Below are 17,700 nucleotides of genomic sequence, written 5' to 3'. Positions count from 1 at the left end.
CGTCGACCGCCCGGCCCGGTGCGCCGCGCGTAGACCGCGCGCTCAGCACGGCCGCCGCCACGCGTCCAGCTCCAGCCGCTTGCGCATGGACGACAGCCCGAGCCGCCGGGACTCGGCGCAGAAGTCCCGGTTGGCCAGCGCGTACTCGACGTGGAGGACGGCCTTCCCCGCCGCGATGAACGGGGTGAGCTTCGCGCACTCGCCGTACTGGGCGCACTCCTCGTTGACCGCGAAGTCGAAGTCCCCGACCAGCTCCGCCACCTGGGGCAGATCGTTCTTCAGCCCGACGGACAGGCCGCGGTCATGGGCGATCCGGGCGATCATGCGGTTGTAGGCGAGTTGGTGGGCCGCGGTCAGGGGGAAACCGGTGTCGTTGAGATAGGCGTCCAGCAGATCGGGCTCGACCGCGTCGAAGCCCTTCTCCCGGCACATGTCGAAGCGCCTCTCCATCAGGGGACGCAGCACGTCCAGCTGGCGGATGTCCAGCCACCGCTCGCCCTCCCAGCCGTTCGGGCGGCCGCGCACGGAGGCCGGGAAGTCCCCCTGGTCGGGGCGGAAGCGCTCCCAGGCACCGGCGTTGATGTAGCAGATGACCCTGCGCCCGTCCCGGTGCAGCCGCGCCACGTCGCCGGCGCTGTTCTCGAAGCCGTCGATGTCGTACACGGGCACGTCCGCGGACGTCGGATCGGCGCGGCCGTCGAGCTGCCACTGCCACGCCGTGCCGGGCCGCGGCCGCCAGCGGGCTCCGTCCTGCTCCGGCGCACCGCCCGAGCAGCCCGAGAGCAGCAGCACGGCGAGCAGCAGGCACAGCCGGGGGACCCGGCGGCGGTTCACGGCGCCTCCCCGTACAGCGCGGGCGGCGGTGCGTCCCAGGGGTTGGGCAGCGAGCCGGCGACCGCGCAGGACACCGCGGCGCCGCGCTCCCCGGCCGCCCGGGCGGCGACACCGGCCAGCGCCGTCGGCACCTCGTACACCAGGTGGCAGAACCGCTCCGGTGGATGGCGGGCCGTCCAGCGCGGCCGGGTGAAGGAGGAGAGATAGACCGGCCAGGGGCCCTCGAACGTCACCAGCAGGTCGGCGATCCGGGCGTAGCCGGGTGCGGGGTGCACACCGTGGTTGAGGACGACCGTGCCCGCGCCCCGCTGCCGTGCGGCGCGGACGAGCCGGCGGCAGCGGGGCAGGGCGGACCGGTCGGCCGGCACCTGGTCGAAGAAGCACCCGTCGGCGCCGTACCAGTCGCGATGGCGGTCGAGATCGCCGGTCACCGCCGCTTCCGGCCGCATCCCGTAGTCCAGGTCGACGTAGCCGAGGACGAGCGTGCCGGCCGCCCGCAGGGCGCGGGCGGCGGAGAGGAACGCGGGATCGGGTGCGGGCCCGGGGCCGTCCGCCGGGTTGAGCACCACCCCGTGGACCCGTTCGCCCGCGCCCGTGACCAGCCGCCAGGCCTCGGGGTCCGCCGCGGGGTGCACATAGAGGGGGACGAGCAGCGTCATGCCGGCGAGTCCGCTTCCCCGGGAGCGCCGAGCGACGCCCACAGCGCGGCGAGGGAGTCCGTGAGGGTGAACCGCGGCTCCCAGCCGAGCGCCTCCCGCGCGGCCGTGATGTCCGAGCACTGCCAGGCCACCCGCGCGGAGCGGACCGACCCGACACCCGCCTCCTCGATCCTGCCGCGGAACCCCGCCACCACCGCCAGCTCCCGCACCAGTTCCCGGATGGGAACCGCCCGGCCGCCGCTGATGTTGAGGATCCGCGGCAGCGGCCCGGACGTGGTCGCCGCCGCGACCGCCCGGGCCAGGTCCCGCACGTCGACGAAGTCGCGATGGGCGGAGAGGTCGCCGAAGCGCACGACCGCGTCCCGGTCCACGCCGGCCCGGCGCAGCCTCAGGGCGGTGCCGCCCGGCAGGCTCATCGGGGTGGCGCCCGGCCCGATCGGGTTGCCCACGCGCAGCACGACCGCGTCGAGTCCGGACGAGGCGACGGCCACGGTCCCGGCCAGCTTGGTGGCGCCGTACGAGGTGGCCGGCCGGGTCGGCGCGTCCTCCGTCACGGGTACGCCGGGCTCGCAGGCCCCGTACTCGGCGGCCGAACCGAGGTGCACCAGCCGGGCCGCCGGCGCGGCCCGGCGCAGGGCCGCGCACAGCACGGCCGGGCCGCGGGCGTTGACCTCGGCATCGGTCACGGGGTCGGCGCCGAGCGACCCCGAGCAGTTGACCACCGCGTCGGGGGAGAGGTCCGCGAGGTTCTCGGCCAGTCGCCCCGGGTCGGCCGTGGCGAGGTCCACGCGCAGGTCGGCGTCCGGGGACCGGCCGCCGCCGAACACGCTCCCCAGCGCGCCGAGCTGTGCGGCGACATGACGGCCCAGGTAGCCGGTGTGGCCCAGGACGAGGATGCGCATGGGGTGTTCAGGCTCCCTTGAGCAGCAGTGACTGGTGGGTGGTGAACTCGGCGTTGGCCCGGTCGTAGTCGTCCGGCCGTCCGATGTCGAGCCAGTAGCCGTCGAACTCGTAGGCCTGTGGCGGGTTCCGGGCCTTCAGCAGGTCGAGCACGAGTTCGTCGAAGCCGAGCGGCAGCCCGGCGGTGTACCCGTCGAGCGTGTCCCGGGACAGCCCGTACACGCCCATCGAGACGCGGTAGTCCATGGACGGCTTCTCGGCGAATCCGACCACCTTCCCCGCGTCCGTGGTGAGCACCCCGAAGTCGATGTGCACCTTCCGGGCGTACGTGGCGATGGTCAGCGCCGAACCGCTCGCGCGGTGCCGGCGCAGTACGTCGGCGAAGTCGAGGTCGGTGAGGATGTCCCCGTTCATCACCAGGAACGACTCCGGCAGCCGGTCCCGCATCGTCAGCAGCGGTCCCATGGTGCCGAGTGGGTTCTCCTCGGTGGCGTAGTCGATGCTCAGCCCCCATCGTGAACCGCTGCCGACGTAGGCGCGGATGATGTGGCCGAGATGGCCGACGGCGATGGTGCAGCTCGTGAAGCCGCTCGCCGCCAGCTGGCGCAGCACGATCTCCAGGATCGCGTGCCGGTCGCCGATCGGGACGAGCGGCTTGGGCAGCGCGGTGGTGTACGGGCGCAGCCGGATGCCCTTGCCTCCGGCGAGAATCACTGCGTGCACGGTAGCCCCCTGTGAGTGCGGTGTTCGGTGGACCGCCGGGTGGGACGGTGGTCCACCGGGGTCAGATGTTGTAGATGCCGGTCTTGTAGCGGGCGAGGTTGGCGGGGTCGCGGAAGAACTCCACCGTCCGGGCCAGGCCCTGCTCCAGGTCGAGGACGGGAGCCCAGCCGGTCGCCTCGTGCAGCCGGGTCGAGTCCGCGACCAGCCGCATCACCTCGGAGTCCGCGGGCCGGATGCGCTGCCCGTCCTCCCGGATGTCCAGGTCGGTGTCCATCACCTTCCCGATCAGCCCCACCAGGTCCCCGATGGAGATCTCGCCGCCGGTACCGGCGTTGAGGGTCCGGCCCACGACCGCCTCGGCCGGTGCCGTGCCGACGGCCAGGAACGCCGCCGCCGTGTCCGTGACGTAGGTGAAGTCACGCGTGGGCCGGAGGTCGCCGAGGGTGATGGTGTGCTGCCCGGCGGCGACCTGCCCGATGACGGTCGGGATGACGGCCCGCATCGACTGGCGGGGGCCGAAGGTGTTGAAGGGGCGCAGGGTGACCACGGGGGTGCCGAAACTCGTGTGGTAGCTGTCCGCCAGCCGGTCTCCACCGGCCTTCGAAGCCGCGTACGGGGACTGGGTGTTGACGGGGTGGTCCTCGGTGATGGGCACGGTCTGCGCGGTCCCGTACGTCTCGCTGGTGGAGGTGTGCACCAGCCGCGGGGTCCCCAACGCCCGTACCGCCTCCAGCACGTTGAGCGTACCCGTGACGTTGGTGTCCACATAGCTGTGCGGGGCGCGGTAGGAGTAGGGGATCGCGATGAGCGCCGCCAGGTGGTAGACGGCGTCGGCTCCTTCCGCGAGCGCCCGTACCGAGCCGGGGTCGCGGACGTCGCCGAGCACGATCTCGACCTGGTCGAGGACGTCCTGCGGGAGGGTCTCCAGCCAGCCGTAGGAGGAGAAGGAGTTGTACTGCGCCATCGCGCGGACCCGGTGTCCCGAGGCGACGAGGGCCTCGGTCAGATGGGAGCCGATGAAGCCCTCGGCTCCGGTGACGGCGGCGAGCGGTGCGGATGTCAACTGGTCTTCCTTTCGGAGGGTTTCCCGGTACCGGGCGACGGTGGGGGGTGGTGGACGAGGCGGGCCTGCCGGCGGTTCGCGGCTCGGGACCGCCGTGCGGTGGATGCCGCGGGTGGCACGGCCGGGCGGGCATCGGGGTCAGGAGTGCGCGGTGGGCCGGCCCAGGTACCGCAGGGCGCCGATGAGCAGCACCCCTGCGGCGGTGCCGCAGCAGACCAGCGGCCAAGGGGTGCCCGGTGGGCCGCAGAGCAGCGTCGCGGCGACCACCCCGGCCGCCGCGGCGGCCGTGACCGCCGCAGGGAGCCAGGCCCGGCCGAAGGCCTGGAGCAGCAGCGCCGTCCACAGCACGGCGGCGAGGGCCAGCAGGGGTGCCGGTTCGGCGCCGGTGAGCAGCGCCGCCGGGACCAGGGGCAGCAGATAGCCGCCCAGGCACAGCGCCAGCGTTCGGGCCGACCGCAGCAGGAAGCCGGCCTCGTCCGCCGAGGCCCGCAGGGCCGCGACCGAGAGTCCCCGGAAGCGGTAGAGGAGCCATTCGGCCGGGCCCATGCTGACGGTGAGGACGACGACGGCCCACGGCTGCTGCCGGCCCACCGACACCACCAGCGCGCCCGCGGCCAGCCCGAACAGCCCGTACGGCACCGAGGCCGGCAGCGGCGGCCGGGTGGCGCCGTACCCGGCGGGCGCGCCCAGCATCCCCCGGACCTCGCGGCCGGCGGCGGCGACCGCCAGCACCACGGTCAGCGCCGGGAGCGCGATCCGCGGCAGCGGACCCGGGTCCCACCAGGGCAGTACTGCCGCGCCCGCGGCCAGCGGGACGAGCGTGCCGAGCAGCAGCCGTTCCCGGCCGCGGACCAGGAGCACACCGGCCGCCGCCAGGTACAGCGACTGCCCCGCGCCGAACAGGGCGGCGGGCCCCGGCCCGGCCACCGCGAGAGCGGCCGCCGAGGCGAGCAGCGCACCCGTGGGAGCACCCACGAGCAGCGTGCGGCCCGCCTCGCGTGGACCCGCCGCCAGCCGCAGATACGCGCGATGGCTGAGCGCCTGCCCCCACGCCCAGGACAGCAGGCCCGCGGTCACGAGGGCGTACACCCCCCGGGGGGAGTGCCACATTCCGCCGGTGAGCAGGTGGGCCAGGCCCGGCAGGGCGAACAGCGCCCCGCGCAGGGCGCACCGGACATGGTCGGGCGCCCAGGGATCCGGCCCGCGCGGGGGCTCGGGGAAGCTGCGCGGCACCCGCCGGTACAGGTCGGCGGCGAGCGAGAACAGGTCGGGGTGCCCGTAGCGCTCCCGGATCTGCTCGCCCGTCAGCCCCTCGGACTCCAGCAGGGCCGCCACCTCGTAGGCGTGCACCGCGGGTCCGATGCGGTCGGCGAGTTCGGCGGCGAGGACGTCCACCGGGTCGTCCGGCGTCCTTCTGCGCCGGGGCAGCCGCAGGGCCAGGGTGGTGTCGGGGGCGGCGAGGCGCGGGGACGGGGTGGTGCCGGGGGCGGCGAGGCGCAGGGCCAGGGTGGTGCCGGGGGCCGCGAGGCGCAGGGCCAGGGTGTCGCCCTGCCCGCCGTCGGGTTCGAGAGCCATCGGCCCGCTCATCCGGCCACCCTCCCCAGGGTTGCCTCGTCGCTCAGTGGACTGCCCCAGGGGTCGGCGAGCACTGCCCCGCGGACGGACAGCTCCAGGTAGATGGCGCGAAAGGTGTCGATGGTCTGCCGGAGCGTGAACTGCTCGATCACCCGCCGCCTCGCCGCCTCGCCCATCGCCGCCCGGCGCGGGGAATCGGCCAGCAGTTCCAGCGCGGCCGCCGCCATGGCCCCGGGGTCCCGGGGCGGCACGACCAGCCCGGCGTCGCCGACCGCCTCCCGGACCCCGCCGACATCGGTGGAGACGGTCGCCCTGCCGCACGACATGGCCTCGATCAGGGTGAAGGGGAAGCCCTCGCTGATGCTGGACAGCATCACGACGTTGCCCGCGGCGTAGGCGTCCCTGATGTCGTCCACCCGGCCCTCGAAGGTGACGGCGTCGCCGTGGCCGAGCGACGCCGCGAGCGCCTCGCACCGCTCCCGGTACGCCTCGCCGCCCCGGGGGGTGCCGCCGAACAGCCGCAGGTTGGCGGCGGGGAGCGCCCCGCGGACCTCGGCAAACGCCCGGATCAGGGTCTCCAGGTCCTTGATGGGGTCGACGCGCCCGGCCCAGCTGAGCGTCGGGCGTTGCGGTTCCGGACCGGCCGCCGGAAAGGCGGACGGGTCGACGCCGTTGTAGACGGTGCGGATGAGCCGCGGGTCGGCGCCGCCCTGCTCCTCCCACAGCCGGTTGTAGCGGTTGCCCGGTGTGATCAGGGCCGCACGGCGGTAGCTCTCCTCGGCCAGCAGCCGGAAGAAGCCGAGCAGCAGCGCCTTCACCGGCCAGCGGTAGGGAGCCGTCCGGTAGCCGAGGTAGCGTTCGCGCAGATACACCCCGTGCTCGGTCAGCAGCAGCGGGACTCCGTGGAGTTCGAGGGCCGCCAGCCCCGGCAGCACCGCCACGCCGCCGCTGACCGCGTGCGCCACTCCGCGCTCCGGCGGAGGGGCCGCGAGTGGCCGCAGGGCGTGCTCCAGCAGCGCGGTCGCGGTGACGGCGTCGTGGAGGCTGGGCCGCGCCTCCCGGACGGTCAGACCGGGGCGGTTCCACACGGCGGTCAGGACCCGCAGGGCGCGGTCCCCGCGCAGCGCCGGCCCGAGCACCCCGTCCCGGGCGGCGCGCGCCAGTTCGTACAGGGCGGGGGAGAAGCCGTCCTCGGCGGCCGGGTCCACCAGTGCGGTGAGGAACCGTTCGTACGCGGCCGTCAGCCGGCGCTCCCGGCGGCCGCGTGGCGGGGACCCGGCGGGTGCGGGGCCCCACAGGGGCACCGTGACCGGCTCGGACACGTGCGGGGGCAGTTCCCACACCACGGACTCCCGTCCGGTGCCGGTCACGGCGATGACGTCGAAGTCGATGTCGGGCATGCCGCCGACGAGCTGGTCGCACCAGACGCTCACCCCGCCGTGACTGTGCGGGTAGGTGCCTTCGGTGAGCAGGGTGACGCGTGCCGCGTCTCGGCGCGGCGCACGAGGGGAAACGTGCATCGGTGGGCTCCACGGCAGGAGGGCGCGAGTCGGTGGCGGGTTCCGGCCGTCCCCCGCGGGGGCGTTCAGGGCGTGCGGCGTCCGGAACCCGCGTCCTCGCGGGGCGAGCTGGTGCGGCAGGTGCGTTCGGGTCAGCGCTCGGTGCCGGGTGCCACGGGCCGCTCGGCGCCGGGCGGCACGGGGCCGTCCGGGGCGGGGGCCGTGGCCCGGACGGGACCGGAGGAAGGCGTTCCCGCCGCGGGGGCCGACGGCAGCGACAGGGTCACGCCGTCCTGGCCGGGACCGGGCGGCACGCTGCCGGAGACGGTGCCGGCGTACGGCTCGCCGAAGGCCCCGGGGCCGTCCTGGAGTACCCGGGTGGTCCCCGCCGGCATGGTGGCGCGGACCGCCGTACCCGGCGGAGCCGTGATGGTGACCGTGTCGCCGATCCGGTAGGCCGTGATGTGGCCGGCCTTCACCGCGCCGTCCCACGCGGCCCGTTCGCGCAGCTCCTCCCCGACCGCCTTCATCCTGGGGTTCACCAGCGGGGTGTTGTCCGCGTACAGGTCCGCGTACTGGTCGAGGACCCGGTCCAGGACCGGGTACGCGATGCGGTCCTCGGCGAGGTTCGACTGGTGGATGAAGTGCGGACGGGGATCGTTGGCCAGGACGTGGCCCATGGCGATCCGCGCCTCGAGGGGGACTATGTGGTCCGGGTAGCCCGTCGCGGGGTCGAGCGGCGCGTCGAGGCAGGTGGTCGTGGCCGAGTCCTCGCAGATGCCGCTGCCGCCCTGGGCCCGGCTGGTGTAGATCCAGTTGTACTCGTCGACCTGCTCCGCCTCGCGGCCCGCGTTGTAGAACACGTTCATCGGGTGGCGTGAGACGGTGAGCGCCGGACCCACCTGGCGCTGCACCGGGTCACGGGAGTTGTCCGAGGCCAGCCAGTCGATGCCGTTGTCCGTGAGCGCCGGGGCGAGGTGCGGATTGTCCTCGGGCTGCTGCGGCAGCAGCTTGAGCCCGGAGTGCTCCCCGGTGACCAGCTCGCCGCCGTCCAGCGGCAGTCCGGCCCGCTCCGCCCACTGCCGGTTGTCGGCGATCTGCCGGGATATCTCGTCCCGCCCGACGTAGCGGACGCCGCCGTCCGCGTTCACGGCGCACTTCCAGGGCACGACGCTGACGTCCTGCTCGCAGCCCAGGTAGGGGTGGTCGTAGGTGTGGTTGATCCAGCGGAACGCCTCGCGCTCCTCGGTCAGCCGGTCCGCCAGCGGGTCGGCTCCGCCGTTCTCCTCGCGGTACTCCACGCTGCCGCCGCCGTTGTAGGCGAGGTCGAGGGTGAAGCTGCGGGACCGCGACCACTCGACCGCGCGCGTGACGTCGCCGGGTGTCATCCGGATCGGGTTCGGTGTGCCCTGGCCGGGCTGGCAGTCGACGTCCCCCGGTGTGCAGTTGAGCTCGGTGTCCCAGCGGTCGTCGCTCGCGAACACGTCGTCGACGTGGACCGAGAACCAGTTGCGCGAGGTGCCCAGCCGGGTCTCCTGCGTCATCCAGTCGACGATCCCGCGGGCGAGCAGCCGGAACTGCTGCTGGTACCGGTTGGCCACGAAGGTGACCACCAGCTCGCGGCGGCCGTCGTGCCGGTACTCCCCGACGAGCGAGCCCCGGCCGGTGCCTCCGGGCAGCGGGGCGTCGACATAGGTGGTGAAGTCGGCACCCGCCCGCGGCCTGGAGAGGAAGCCCCAGCTCTCGTCGACCGAGGGGTCGTTGTCCTCGAAGGTGAAGGCGCCGTCGAGATAGCCGAAGGGCCCGGCCTTGCCGGCGGCGGTCACCTGCGCGGTGACGCCGTCCACGGGCCCCGCGTACCCGCCGTTCACCGGGTACTCCAGGCCTGCCTGGGGCTGGGCGTAGGTGTACGCGTCGACCTGCGGGATCGCGTAGGTCCGCTCGTACGCCGTCAGTGCGGCCATCTCCGGCGAACCGGCCGGGAACGGATTGTCGTTGGGCAGCACCACGGCCTGGTACTTCGCGCGGGGCCTGCCGTCGACCTCGTCCGCGAGGAAGGCGGCGTCGATGACGGGCCGGCCCGCGTCCGCGAGGTCGACCACGGTGTACGGGGTGCCCGAGCCGTCGAGTTCCGCGGCGATCGCGGCCGTGGCCGGGCCGCCGTCGACGACCACGAGCACCCTCAGATCGATCCTCGGCGCCGGTTCGGCCGCCCGTACCGGTGACGCCGGCAGCCCGCCGAGCGCGATCACGAGCGCTCCTGCGGCGAGTGCGGTCGTGCGTGAGGTCCGCCGGACGCGGATCCGCTTCATGCGGTGGTGTCCCTCCCCCTGACCCCCGGCACAGCGGCGCGGTGGCTCCCCCCGGAACGCCGTGCCGCTGTGCCCTGTCCCGAGACATAGTGGAGGCTGCGTGTGGGTTCTGTGAGTCCATGGTGAAAGTTGACGGAAAAGTGCAGGTGCCACGCGAACGGCGCGGCAAAGGTCCGCAGGGCGGGAAGCCCGGCGGGTACGGAGCCAGACGGTTGCAGCGGTCATGGGGACGGACAAGGCGCCGGGCGGAGAGGATGAGCGTTTTCGGCCAGCGCTGCCAGTGCTGCCTTTGGTGCCACTGCTGTTGGTGATGCCTGTGGTGCCTGTGGTGCCAGAGGCGCAAGTGATGCCTGTGGTGTCAAAGGCGCCGAGAGTGCCCCGAGGCCAACGGTGCCGGGACCGTCGGCGGTGTGTCGCCGGTGCGCCGGAGAGGTGCCGGGAGGTGCCGGGCCGCGGAGTGCGGGTCCGCACCGGGCGGGTGCCCCGTCCGCCGGGGCGGGCGGACCACCGGCGGCCGCCGTCGTGGTGCGTGCGTCCGGCGGCCGCCAGGGTGCCCCGGTGAGCCCGGGGCAGGCCCGGTGAGTCCCGGGCAGGCCCGGCGGGGGCCCGGTCGTCCATCCGCCCGGCCCGTCCATCCGCCCGGGTGCCCGGCCCCGGGTGCCCCGGCGTCCCGGCGTCCCGGCGTCAGGAGCCGGTGGGCTCCGCGGGGGCGCAGGCCACCCGGGTCTCCGGCATGGTGTGGATGCCGTCCTTGGAGCGCTGCCCGTTCTCGTACTCGTAGTACAGGTACGAGTAGAAGCCGATGGTGCCGTTGCAGCCGGAGTCGGCGGCGACCTGGTACGTGAGCGTGACGGTCCGGGAGGCGCCGGGCGCGAGCGGGATCTCGTAGTTGACGCCGAGCGTGGTCGAACCGGTGCCCGAACACGCGGCGCCCTCGGCGGTGCAGGACACGAAGCCGTACTTGAGGTCCTTGCGCTGGGTCGTCGCCCAGGTCGGCTGGACCGACTGGTACACGAACCAGATGTCCGTCGACTGGTTGTTGGTCAGGGTCATCGTCAGCGACACGGCCGAGCCGGGTGTGGTCACCGGCTGGTCGACGGTGAAGGCCAGGTCCGGTGTGTCGGCGGCGGCGGGCTGCGCCGCGCCGAGGCAGACGAGGGCCGTGGCGAGGGCCGTGGCGAGGGCGGCCGACCGGCCGAGGCGTGTCAGGTGTGAGATGCGCATGGGCCGGGAGGCTAGGAGCGGGACGCCGTCCGCGTCTGCCCCGCACCGTCCCGCCCGCGCGCCGCCCGGCCCGAAACCGACGCGGCCGTGAGCGGGACCGCGGGTCCGGGCCCCCGTCCGCCTGGGCGCATATGCGCCGGACATCGGCGGTGCCGGCGCACTCCGCATCCGGTCGCACACCGTGTGCGAGACGTCACGCAGCGGGAGCGCGACAATGGCCTGTTCCGCGTCCGGGACACCCCGCACCGCGCCCCGGTACCGGCGGGCCGGGGCGCGCGGACGCCGCCGGCTCCCGGAGTGCGGACCGTCCGGAGCGGACGGACGATGAAGCCGACGAGCGGAGCCGCCGTGAGCGAGGAACCCTTCACCCCGGGCATGAGCAGCCGTGCGCTGGTCGAGCTGCACCACGTCGACAAGCACTTCGGTCCGCTGCACGTGCTCCGGGACATCAATCTGACCGTGGAACGCGGTGAGGTGGTCGTCGTCATCGGCCCCTCCGGCGGAGGCAAGTCCACTCTCTGCCGCGCCATCAACCGCCTGGAGACCATCGACTCCGGCGAGATCGCCATCGACGGCAGGCCGCTGCCCGCCGAGGGCAGGGAACTCGCCCGGCTGCGCGCCGACGTCGGCATGGTCTTCCAGTCCTTCAACCTCTTCGCGCACAAGACCGTCCTGCAGAACGTGACCCTCGGCCAGATCAAGGTCCGCGGAAAGGACCGGAAGAGCGCCGAGGAGCGGGCGCGCGGCCTGCTCGACCGGGTGGGCGTGGGCACCCAGGCGGACAAGTACCCCGCCCAGCTCTCCGGCGGACAGCAGCAGCGGGTGGCCATCGCCAGGGCGCTCGCCATGGACCCCAAGATCATGCTGTTCGACGAGCCGACCTCCGCCCTCGACCCGGAGATGATCAACGAGGTGCTGGAGGTCATGCGGCAGCTCGCACGGGACGGCATGACCATGGTGGTCGTCACCCACGAGATGGGATTCGCCCGTTCGGCCGCCAACCGCGTGGTGTTCATGGCCGACGGCGGGATCGTGGAGGAGACCACACCCGACGAGTTCTTCACCGCCCCCCGCACCGACCGCGCCAAGGACTTCCTCTCGAAGATCCTCCACCACTGACGCCCGCCGCCCGCGTCGCCCCCGCGCGCCCCCGGGCCCCCGCACCGCCCAGCGATCCCCAGGGATGATCACCATGAAGCCTCGCAAGGTCTCCGCCGCGGCCGCCGCGGCGCTCACGCTCGCACTCGCCGCCACGGCCTGCGGCTCGGACGGTGGCGGCTCGGACGACGGGAAGAAGATCACCGTCGGAATCAAGTTCGACCAGCCCGGCGTCGGCCTGAAGACACCCGACGGCGGCTACCAGGGGTTCGACGTCGACGTGGCCCGGTACGTGGCCAGGGAACTCGGTTACGCCCCCTCCGACGTCGTCTTCAAGGAGGCCAAGAGCGCCGACCGCGAGACGCTGCTCCAGCGCGGCGACGTCGACTTCATCGCGGCCTCCTACTCGATCAACGACGAGCGCCGCAAGAAGGTCGACTTCGCCGGGCCGTACTTCCTCGCCCACCAGGACGTGCTCGTCCGGGCCGGCGACGACTCCATCAAGACCCCGGCGGACCTGAACGACAAGAAGCTCTGCTCGGTCACCGGCTCCACGTCGGCGCAGAACGTCAAGACCAAGCTCGCGCCGAGGGCGCAGCTGCAGGAGTACGGCGGCTACTCCGAATGCCTGACCGGCCTGGAGAACGGGACGATCGACGCCGTGACCACCGACGACGCGATCCTCGCCGGCTACGCCGCGCAGGACCAGTTCAAGGGCAAGTTCCGGCTGGGCGGCTTCAAACTGAGCGACGAGCTGTACGGGATCGGGGTGAAGAAGGGCGACACCGAACTCAGGAACAGGATCGACGCGGCGCTGCGGAAGATGGTCCAGGACAGCGAGTGGAAGAAGGCCGTCGAAGCCAACTTCGGACCGGCCGGCTACCGGAGCGAGCCCCCGCCGGGCCTCAGCACCCCCGCCGGCTGAGCCCGAGACCACCTCACAGGGGCGCGACCGTGTTCGACTTCCTTCAGGGGTACGACGTGCTGGGGGCGTTCTGGACGACCGTCCGGCTCACCGTCTGGTCAGCCATCGGATCCCTGATCTGGGGCACCGCGCTGGCCGCGATGCGCGTCAGCCCGGTGCCGGTGATGCGCGGCTTCGGCGCCGGGTACGTCAACGTGGTACGGAACATCCCGCTCACCGTGATCATCGTCTTCACGTCGCTCGGTCTGTTCCAGACCCTGGGCGTCAGCCTCGGCGCCGACACCTTCACGATGATCAACTTCCGGCTCGCCGTGCTCGGGCTGATCGCCTACACGTCCGCCTTCGTCTGCGAGGCCCTGCGGTCCGGCATCAACACCGTGCCCCTGGGGCAGGTGGAGGCGGCCCGCGCCCTCGGGCTGAGCTTCACCCAGGTACTCCGGCTCGTCGTCCTCCCCCAGGCGTTCCGCTCGGTGGTGGGCCCGCTCGCCAACGTGCTGATCGCCCTCACCAAGAACACCACGGTGGCCGCGGCCATCGGCGTCCCCGAGGCCGCGCTGCTGATGCGGGAGATGATCGAGAACGAGGCCCAGCTCATCCTCATCTCGGCCGTCTTCGCCGCCGGTTTCATCGCCCTCACCCTCCCCACCGGCCTCTTCCTCGGCTGGGTCGGCAAGAAGGTGGCGGTGCGGCGATGAGCTCCGTCCTGTACGACGCCCCCGGGCCCCGGGCCAAGCGGCGCAACACCCTGTACACGCTGGGCTTCCTGCTCGTCCTCGCCGCCGTGGCCTGGTGGGTCCTCACCGGCCTCGCCGGCAAGGGGCAGCTGGAGTGGTCCAAATGGGCGCCGTTCTTCACCGACTCCCGGGTGTGGACGACCTTTCTCCTGCCGGGCCTCGAGAACACCCTGATCGCCGCGGCGCTCGCGCTGGTCATCGCGCTGCCGCTCGGTGCGGTCCTCGGCATCGCCCGGCTGTCGGACCACTGGTGGGTGCGGGGCGCGGCCGGCTCGGTGGTGGAGTTCTTCCGCGCCATCCCCGTACTCATCCTGATGCTGTTCGCCAACGCCGCCTACGCCGCGTTCTTCGACATCAGCCCCGACAGCCGGCCGCTGTACGCCGTGGTGACCGGCCTGGTGCTGTACAACGCCTCGGTGCTGGCCGAGGTCGTCCGGGCCGGGATCCTGGCGCTTCCCCGGGGGCAGTCGGACGCGGCCAGGGCGATCGGCATGCGCAAGGGGCAGACGATGCGGTACGTGCTGCTGCCGCAGTCGGTGACGGCCATGCTCCCGGCGATCGTCAGCCAGATGGTGGTCATCGTGAAGGACACCGCCCTCGGCGGCGCGATGCTCGGCTTCTCCGAGCTGCTGGCGTCGGTCCGGCCGATGAGCGCCAACTACGGTGCCAACACCATCGCCAGCTTCACCGTCGTCGCCGTCATCTTCATCGTGCTGAACTTCGCGCTCACCTCGTTCGCCGCCCGGCTGGAGAGCCGGCTGCGGCGCGGCAGGAGGTCCACCGGCGCGGTGGTGGCCGCGGACGCGGTCGAGGAACTGGCGACGCCGGGCGAGCACGTCGGGCAGCGGCCGGAGCCGCCCGACCGGCCCTGACACGCCGTCCGCCGATCCACGGCGCCTCCGCCGTCCGGTGTGCCGGAGCCGCCGGGGCCCGCCTCCGCCGCCCGTGTGCCGGAACCGCCGTGCGCCACTGTCGCCGCCTGTGCCGGAACCGCCGGGGCCCGCGTCCACCGCCCGTACGCCGGAACCGCCGGGGCCCGCCGGGGCAAGCCGACGCGCGACCGCGACGCCCGCCCGCATCCCATCGGGGCTTCTTGCTGCTCCGGATGACCGCGGCGCGGTTGAGCGGGCCCGCGCCCGTGCAACTAGTCAGGGACATGGCCGTCGGCGCATCTCATACGACCGTTCCGCGGGAACCGGGCGACCCCTCCGGGCAGCCGGACCGGGGCGGCGGCGGCCGGTGGCGTCCCCCCTCGCCCGTCACCGCCTGCGCCCTGCTCCTCGCCCTGCTGCCGCTGGCGCTGCTGGCGGCCGCCGCCTGGCTCGGCCGCCAGGTGCGGCCCAGCGCCGACGAGTGGTGCTTCCTGCCCGTGGTACGCGACCAGGGTATCGGCGGACTCGTCGGGAAGTTCTACGTCACCGACAACGGCCGGGTCGGCAACGGCCTGCTCGTGGGTCTGTACGCCCGGTTCCCCGTGGCCGGCCACCAGTGGTACGCGGCCCTGAGCGCGCTGCTCGTCCTGGCCGTGCTCTGGGCCCTGGTGGTCCTGCTCCTCCGCCGGGCCCGCCAGTCGCCCCCGCGCGGGCTCCCGCTGCTCGTCGCCGCCACGGCCACCGCGGTGTTCCTGCTCGCCACCCCCAACACGTACAAGACCCTCTACTGGCCGGCGGGATCCGTCTCGCACACCGTGGCCCCGGTCCTGGCCTGCTCCGCCGCCCTCCCGGCGCTGGCGGCCCGGACGCGCCGGGCCCGCGCCGCCGCCCTGGCCGTGGTGGCCGTCGCCGGGGTCTTCACCGGCACCCTCTCCGAGGAGACCTCGGTCGTGGCACTCGTGCTCCTCGGGGGACTGCTGCTGCTCGGCCGCCGGCTCGTCACCGACCGGGCCTGGCCCTTCCTGCGGACCTGGGCGCTGACCGGCGCCGCCGGGGTCGCCGTCGGCACGGCCGTGCTGGTCACCTCGCCCGGATCCCGGCACCGGCGCGAACGCTTCGGCGCCGGGACCGCGTCGGTCCTGTCCCCGGACTCGCTGCTCGCCTCGGCCCGGGGCTTCGCCCGGATCGCCGAGACCGTCCTGACGACCTGGCAGTACGGGGGAGTCGTCGCCGCCGGGCTTCTGCTCGGCCTGCTCGTCCGCCCCGCCCGCACCGGTACGGCCATGCTGCGCCCCTGCCGCCCGCTGCCGCTCGCCTGCGCGGGCCTGCTCGCCGTCCTCGTCTCCGGCTATCTGTGCACCGTCATCACCTATCCGGTCTTCGGCCCGCGCGTCGTCACCGCGGCCCGGACCTGGAACGACTACCTGCTGCTGTACGTCCTGGTCCTCGCCGGCCTCGGAGCCCTGACGGGCCGTGCGCTGCGCCGCCGCGCCGCCCGGCCGTGGACGGTGGTGGCGGGCGCCACCGCGGCGGCCCTCTGCGCCGCGTCCGCCGTGGCGCTGGCCCCTCCGCTGCACCGACTGGGCCAGGACATGCGGGTGCGCGCCGGGCAGTGGGACCGCCAGGACGCGTCGCTCCGCGCGGCGGCCGCCCGCGGAGCCGAGGTGGCTCCGTACACCCCGACCCCGGTGGCCGGGATGCTCGAACCGTTCCGCGACGAGGGCCGCCGCCCCTGGCCCGCCCGGTGCGTCGCCGAGTACTACCGGCTAGACGCGGTCACTCGCTCGACGCGGGTTCCGTGACGGTCCGGCGGGCCCCGGACAGGATGGCCCAGCGTGCGACCAGGAACGTCAGGGGGGTGGCGAGCACCCCCGCGGCGATCGCCGCGAGATGCTCGTCCATGCCCAGCCGGCTCACGGCCAGATGGAGCAGCACCCCACTGCCGACGAGACCGGCCGCACCCGACAGGGGGTAGCGCACGAAGGCGCGCCATGTCGGCCGGGTGCGGAGGGTGACGCAGGAGTTGAGCAGGAACGAGCCCGTCACTCCCACCCCGTAGGCCAGGGCGTGCGCGGCCAGGTACGGCAGCCACCCGAGCAGCAACGCGTACACGCCGTAGTACACCCCGGTGTTGACCACTCCGACCAGTGCGAACACGGCGAACTGCCGCAGGCCGGCCGCGTTCACCGGCGGGACCGGGACCGCGCCGCGGTCGCCGCGGGCACGCCGTCCGGGTGACCGGGCGTGCGCGTGTCGGTCTCGGCCACGACGTAGTGCGGCCGCCGTTTCGCCTCGTGGTAGATCCGGCCGACGTACTCGCCGATCACGCCGAGCGTCGCGAGCTGGACTCCGCTCAGGCCGACGATGGCGGTGATGAGCGTCGCGTACCCCGGTGTGTCGACGCCGTCGACCACGGCGTTCACGACGATCCACCCCGCGTAGCCCAGGGCGGAGAGGAACAGCCAGAGGCCGGTGTGGATCGCCAGGCGCAGCGGACGGGTGTTGAACGACAGCAGCCCGTCGATCCCGTAGTCCACCAGCCGTCGGCCGCCCCACTTGGAGCGGCCCGCGGCCCGTTCGGCGTTGCGGTAGGCGAAGCCGGCCGTCGGGAAGCCGATCCAGGAGAACAGCCCCTTGGAGAACCGGTTGCTCTCCGGAAGCGACAGCACGGCGTCGACGGCCCGGCGCGACAGCAGGCGGAAGTCGCCCTCCCCGTCGGCGACCTCCACGTCCATGAAGTGCCGCACCAGCCGGTAGTACGCGCGGCTCAGCGCCGAACGCAGCGCGCCCTCGCCCGCGCGGTCGCGCCGGGCGACGACCTGGTCGTAGCCGTTTCGGTGCAGCTCCAGCATGCGGGGCACGAGTTCGGGGGGATGCTGCAGATCGGCGTCCATCAGCACCACCGCGTCGCCCCGGGCCATCCGCATCCCGGCGAGCAGGGCGGCCTCCTTGCCGAAGTTCCGGCTGAAGGAGGTGTAGCGGACGCACGGGGAACCCGCAGCGAGCGCTCTCAGCCGGTCCGCGGTCCCGTCGCCGCTGCCGTCGTCGACGTAGCAGATCTCGAAGCGCGCTCCGGTCGGCTCCAGTGCGGCGACCAGCGCCGAGTGGAACGCGTCGATCACCTCGCTCTCGTCGAAGCAGGGGACGACGACCGTCAGCTGGGGGTGTGGCATTCCCCCAGTGGAACGCGGACAGGGGCGGCAGACCGCGGTACCTACTCCGCACGAGTGTGTCGGGACGGACGGGCCCCGGCGTCCACGGGCGCGGCCGCGGGTGTCCCGC

General features: G+C 73.6%; 16 protein-coding genes. 5 read left to right on the top strand and 11 right to left on the bottom strand.

What is annotated here, in order from left to right; genetic code table 11:
• Positions 1-42: 42 nt before the first annotated feature.
• From DDW44_RS01155 to DDW44_RS01115, 9 genes are all read right to left on the bottom strand, one after another.
• Positions 43-834: an endo alpha-1,4 polygalactosaminidase gene (locus DDW44_RS01155; RefSeq protein ID WP_108905249.1), complete on the bottom strand. Its 792-nt coding sequence runs from the start codon at positions 832-834 to the stop codon at positions 43-45.
• Entirely contained in the window at positions 831-1,493 is a 663-nt protein-coding gene (locus tag DDW44_RS01150) for a spherulation-specific family 4 protein (RefSeq protein ID WP_108908695.1), read from the bottom strand. The genes DDW44_RS01155 and DDW44_RS01150 overlap by 4 nt, the downstream gene beginning before the upstream one ends.
• Positions 1,490-2,395, bottom strand: a complete 906-nt coding sequence (locus DDW44_RS01145; protein WP_108905248.1) for an NAD-dependent epimerase/dehydratase family protein — start codon at positions 2,393-2,395, stop codon at positions 1,490-1,492. Before DDW44_RS01145 ends, DDW44_RS01150 begins: the two co-directional genes overlap by 4 nt.
• Positions 2,396-2,402: 7 nt before the next feature.
• Complete coding sequence (locus DDW44_RS01140; RefSeq protein ID WP_026281830.1) at positions 2,403-3,116, bottom strand: nucleotidyltransferase family protein; 714 nt, start codon at positions 3,114-3,116, stop codon at positions 2,403-2,405.
• Between the two features lie 61 nt (positions 3,117-3,177).
• The gene (locus tag DDW44_RS01135) at positions 3,178-4,179 is read right to left on the bottom strand and encodes an SDR family NAD(P)-dependent oxidoreductase (RefSeq protein WP_108905247.1); all 1,002 of its coding nucleotides are present in this window, start codon (positions 4,177-4,179) and stop codon (positions 3,178-3,180) included.
• Positions 4,180-4,317: 138 nt separating this feature from the next.
• Positions 4,318-5,754: a hypothetical protein gene (locus DDW44_RS01130; RefSeq protein ID WP_244223939.1), complete on the bottom strand. Its 1,437-nt coding sequence runs from the start codon at positions 5,752-5,754 to the stop codon at positions 4,318-4,320.
• Between the two features lie 8 nt (positions 5,755-5,762).
• The gene (gene pelF / locus DDW44_RS01125) at positions 5,763-7,274 is read right to left on the bottom strand and encodes a GT4 family glycosyltransferase PelF (protein ID WP_108905245.1); all 1,512 of its coding nucleotides are present in this window, start codon (positions 7,272-7,274) and stop codon (positions 5,763-5,765) included.
• A gap of 131 nt (positions 7,275-7,405) precedes the next feature.
• Positions 7,406-9,565, bottom strand: a complete 2,160-nt coding sequence (locus tag DDW44_RS01120; protein ID WP_108905244.1) for a hypothetical protein — start codon at positions 9,563-9,565, stop codon at positions 7,406-7,408.
• A 684-nt stretch (positions 9,566-10,249) separates the two neighbouring features.
• Positions 10,250-10,789, bottom strand: coding sequence for a hypothetical protein (locus DDW44_RS01115; protein WP_108905243.1), 540 nt, complete (start codon positions 10,787-10,789; stop codon positions 10,250-10,252).
• Positions 10,790-11,164: 375 nt separating this feature from the next.
• On the opposite strand from DDW44_RS01115, the gene DDW44_RS01110 reads away from it, so the two are divergent.
• From DDW44_RS01110 to DDW44_RS01090, 5 genes are all read left to right on the top strand, one after another.
• Entirely contained in the window at positions 11,165-11,908 is a 744-nt protein-coding gene (locus DDW44_RS01110; protein ID WP_051077653.1) for an amino acid ABC transporter ATP-binding protein, read from the top strand.
• A gap of 73 nt (positions 11,909-11,981) precedes the next feature.
• The gene (locus DDW44_RS01105; RefSeq protein ID WP_026281829.1) at positions 11,982-12,812 is read left to right on the top strand and encodes a glutamate ABC transporter substrate-binding protein; all 831 of its coding nucleotides are present in this window, start codon (positions 11,982-11,984) and stop codon (positions 12,810-12,812) included.
• 29 nt (positions 12,813-12,841) lie between these two features.
• Positions 12,842-13,507 (top strand): amino acid ABC transporter permease, encoded by a 666-nt coding sequence (locus tag DDW44_RS01100; RefSeq protein WP_108905242.1) that lies wholly within the window; start codon positions 12,842-12,844, stop codon positions 13,505-13,507.
• Positions 13,504-14,418: an amino acid ABC transporter permease gene (locus DDW44_RS01095; protein ID WP_017948961.1), complete on the top strand. Its 915-nt coding sequence runs from the start codon at positions 13,504-13,506 to the stop codon at positions 14,416-14,418. The genes DDW44_RS01100 and DDW44_RS01095 overlap by 4 nt, the downstream gene beginning before the upstream one ends.
• Positions 14,419-14,702: 284 nt before the next feature.
• Entirely contained in the window at positions 14,703-16,220 is a 1,518-nt protein-coding gene (locus DDW44_RS01090) for a DUF6056 family protein (RefSeq protein WP_108905241.1), read from the top strand.
• Here DDW44_RS01090 and DDW44_RS01085 read toward each other — a convergent pair.
• Positions 16,195-16,605, bottom strand: a complete 411-nt coding sequence (locus tag DDW44_RS01085) for a GtrA family protein (RefSeq protein WP_026165454.1) — start codon at positions 16,603-16,605, stop codon at positions 16,195-16,197. The genes DDW44_RS01090 and DDW44_RS01085 overlap by 26 nt on opposite strands.
• Entirely contained in the window at positions 16,602-17,591 is a 990-nt protein-coding gene (locus DDW44_RS01080) for a glycosyltransferase family 2 protein (protein ID WP_108905240.1), read from the bottom strand. The genes DDW44_RS01085 and DDW44_RS01080 overlap by 4 nt, the downstream gene beginning before the upstream one ends.
• Positions 17,592-17,700: the final 109 nt, after the last annotated feature.

This window comes from Streptomyces tirandamycinicus, from assembly GCF_003097515.1.
Taxonomy (GTDB): Bacteria; Actinomycetota; Actinomycetes; order Streptomycetales; family Streptomycetaceae; genus Streptomyces; species Streptomyces tirandamycinicus.
Note: the sequence above shows the minus strand (reverse complement) of the source record. Positions and strands in the feature narration are given on the sequence as shown.